Here is a 3,344-nt window from a genome sequence, read left to right on the forward strand (position 1 = left end):
GAAACCTTAGGTTTTGAATCGATAGTCAACGCCAAGCAGTTGGCCAGCTACGCCGGTTATGACGTGGTATTGAGGGAATCCGGCAACTACAAAGGGAAGACCAGGATCAGTAAAAAAGGGAACAGCCATATCAGGGCGGTACTACATATGCCCTCGATGACCTGTGTACGCTGTAACCCTACATTGAAACAGTACTATAACAGACTGAAGCCGAACAAGGCAAAGCCGTTAGTGGCACTTGTAGCGGTGCAGAGAAAACTATTGATATTGATGTACACCTTATGGAAGAACGAAGAAAACTATGATGATGAATATGAAATAAAAAAGCAGCAAAAGCATGAAGCCCTTGCTGCGCGGGATAACAGTTTGATAAATCAACCAGTTTCCTAAATTATAAAAGAAAAAACTTGTTTTTTGACACAGTACCTATGAACAGTACGGGAGCAAACTAGCGTTTGCTTTCCGCCACGCACATAGCGAAATCTTTTGGTTTTCTTTTTTCTTTATCCCGCTAAAAAGCAAAATCCCAAAGATTTTGCGGACTTCATAAAAATACACAAACCCTGCGATTAAGCCGTAAGCCCGTATTGTTTATAGGTTGTGTTGTGTGTAGTGTTTTTACGCCTAGTGGGTTTCTTCAGCATAATTTTCATTTTTGGCAAAAGTCTAGATATTTAGAGTTTTACTTATTAGTCCATTGTTAATTGGCTCAACTACCTCAATTTCAGTAATTCCAGTTAACGCAATTCGATATTTTCTATTTCCTTTGATAAGTATATACTTCATTATTCGATATTTCTAGTGACAGCTTATCATCATTTAGTTCAAAAGTATAGGTTAGTGTTTCTATAATCTCGTTGTTTGTATCCACGTAGTCGAAAGTAACATCATTACCACTAACGGTATACCATCCACTACCTCCTTTAATACTACAACCAAATTGCGGGTCAAAATAACCGATTTGATTCGTTACACGTTCATCCGCATCTAAAATTAAATAGGATTCCGACTCACATCTATCTATTTCTTGTTCAACATCATCAATTGTTTTTGAATGCAAGATCCACCAATCAATAATATCTGTGTCAACTTCTAAAGGACTTTCAGCTTCTTTTTCACAGGCAATAAATAGAAAAGAACCTAACGCAATAATTAAAATAAAATATTTTTTCATTCAGACTTCTTTTTTAAATGTTTTACAACGTCTCGGCTATGGTTAGTACGGGAATTAAAAGCATTAAACTTTCGATTTAGCACTTAGCCAAAACTTTTTATTTTGTTTTATCTTTTTCTTTATAAAGCCAAATCAAAAAGATTTGGCGGACTTCTTTAATAGTTCTAAACTTTGGGTTAAGCACTAAACCCCGTATTAATTATAGCCATTGTTGGCAGTAGTTTATTTATACGTAATTATTCTATATTCAGTCTTAAATAATTTATCATTAATGTACTCTTTCTTTTCAATCCAATTACCATTAATATCATACTTGTATTTATATTTTTTAAATTCATTTCCATTAAACGAACTTTCTTGATTTTGTGAAATTAAATCTTGGTTTGAATTATACGAATTTACCTCATTAAAGTTTATGATATTATCGTTATTAAAAGCAGTTCGCTTAATTAATAGTCCATTTTCATTGTAATCATAAATGGTTTTATCGTTAGTTCCATTTTTAGTTTGATATGATAATTCTATTATTTTATTACTCGAATATTTTGATTTTTTTCTATACTGAAGTTCTTCTTTGTCATAAGATTCTTCAAGAAGAACATTGCCATCCATATCGAATTCTCTAATTTGTTCGAAAGATGGTAAAAGTGTGTTTAGCGAATCAAAACTTATATTTTCTGTCAGTATTAAATTTCGATTAATCAGTTTAGTTTTATTAGCATTCAACTTCTGATAATTTATTTCATATATTTTCTGACTAGGAAAGAACATTCGAATTTGATAAAATTCTTGATTTGAGTTGTAAATGTATTTGTAGCCAATGTTTCCAGTTTTGCACAACTCTAAATATCCTTCTTTATTGTAAAAGTATTCTGTTACTTTTTCATCTTTATCTGTAATTTCTGTTTTCTTTTTTAAGAATTTATTTTGGTATTCAAATGTTGTAACATTTGCTTTTCTATCTCCCTCTAGGAAAAAAGAAAATTCGGTGATTAAAGAGTCTGTAAATTTCTGGACTGCCCTAATATTACCATTTTTATAATAGTATTCAATCTTGATTAAAGCAGACTTCTTAAATATAAACTTTTGATGGTCTTCCTTTTCACTTTTTTCTTTTATAGAATCTTTTTTTGAGTGAAAGTTTTGGTTTGAAATGGTCCAAAATTCAACTGTGTTTATATTACCTTTAATTCTCATTGAATTAAAATCGTCTGACTTCAATTCGTATGAATAGTCCAAAGGTGAATATCTTAATGTTTGTGCCATTAAATTTGAATTAAATAAGAGTAGTAATATAATAATTGATATTGTTTTCATAATTACTGCCAATGGCTCGGCTAAGGTTCGTTGCTGTGATTCGTCCGAAGGACAATCCAGCCGAACCTAAAGATAGCTTTTTGCGCGTGATTTCCGTTTAGGAAATCCGCAAGCAATGAATTTTAGCCATTGTTAGCATTTGTTTTTTTAATTCCATTCTTAAGAAGTTGAATGCATGTAATTCCTCCAAAAATCCCGATTAAAAATCGACCTTGGACTAATAACCATAAGGCGATAAAAAAGCCTAGAATTCCAATAATAAATGTTACCACATAGTTTTTATTCTTGTCCATTACTATTGGTTTGTAGAAGGGTTATTGAGTTCATTTTCACTTTTATTCTTGGTTCTTCTTTTTCTGATTTCCATAATGGCAAATCCAGTTATCCAAAAAACAAATCCAAGAAATTTTAGAAGTTGAAAGTCCGAAATCATGTCTGATGTTTCTCCATCAGAGAGTCTTGAAACTATTCTAGCTACTACTCCTATTCCAAATAAAACGTATCCAATGATTTGTAAAACTTTACCGAATTTCATGCTAGTTTTTTATGATTTCAGTTGATAGGTAATGTTACAAGTCAATTTGTTACAACTTTTGAAATAAAATATTTTATGAAATAAATGCTAACACCAAAGCTATGAGTAGTGCGTTTGGGAAATCCGACGGATTTCGGGAAACGCGCTTAGCTAAAGCTTTTGGTTTTGATTTGTTTCTTTTTTGTCCAAAGCTAAATCCAACAGATTTAGCGACCTTATAAATATAGCCAAACCATTTTAAAAACCTTAAGCCACGCATTACTTATAGGTTATGTTAGCGGCATTAAGCGGCGCAGACCAAACCCCAAAGACATGCGA

The 3,344-nt window shown here is 32.0% G+C and carries 5 protein-coding genes; 1 reads left to right on the plus strand and 4 read right to left on the minus strand.

Annotated features, from left to right (window positions below):
- Window positions 1-390, plus strand: a 390-nt coding sequence (locus PXC01_RS18360; RefSeq protein WP_276473725.1) for an IS110 family transposase, incomplete at its 5' end; no start/stop codon positions are given.
- Window positions 391-757: 367 nt separating this feature from the next.
- On the opposite strand, the gene PXC01_RS18365 is transcribed toward PXC01_RS18360, so the two are convergent.
- The 4 genes from PXC01_RS18365 to PXC01_RS18380 all read right to left on the minus strand — a co-directional run bounded on the left by PXC01_RS18365 (window position 758) and on the right by PXC01_RS18380 (window position 3,026).
- Window positions 758-1,174 (minus strand): lipocalin-like domain-containing protein, encoded by a 417-nt coding sequence (locus PXC01_RS18365; RefSeq protein ID WP_276473726.1) that lies wholly within the window; start codon window positions 1,172-1,174, stop codon window positions 758-760.
- A gap of 222 nt (window positions 1,175-1,396) precedes the next feature.
- Window positions 1,397-2,440 carry a hypothetical protein gene (locus tag PXC01_RS18370; protein ID WP_276473727.1) on the minus strand — a complete coding sequence of 348 codons (1,044 nt, stop codon included), beginning with the start codon at window positions 2,438-2,440 and terminating at the stop codon, window positions 1,397-1,399.
- A 173-nt stretch (window positions 2,441-2,613) separates the two neighbouring features.
- Window positions 2,614-2,784, minus strand: coding sequence for a hypothetical protein (locus PXC01_RS18375; protein WP_276473728.1), 171 nt, complete (start codon window positions 2,782-2,784; stop codon window positions 2,614-2,616).
- Between the two features lie 2 nt (window positions 2,785-2,786).
- Window positions 2,787-3,026: a hypothetical protein gene (locus PXC01_RS18380; RefSeq protein ID WP_276473729.1), complete on the minus strand. Its 240-nt coding sequence runs from the start codon at window positions 3,024-3,026 to the stop codon at window positions 2,787-2,789.
- Between the last annotated feature and the right edge of the window lie 318 nt (window positions 3,027-3,344).

Origin of the sequence: Maribacter huludaoensis (genome assembly GCF_029350945.1) — a bacterium.
GTDB classification, from domain to species: Bacteria; Bacteroidota; Bacteroidia; order Flavobacteriales; family Flavobacteriaceae; genus Maribacter; species Maribacter huludaoensis.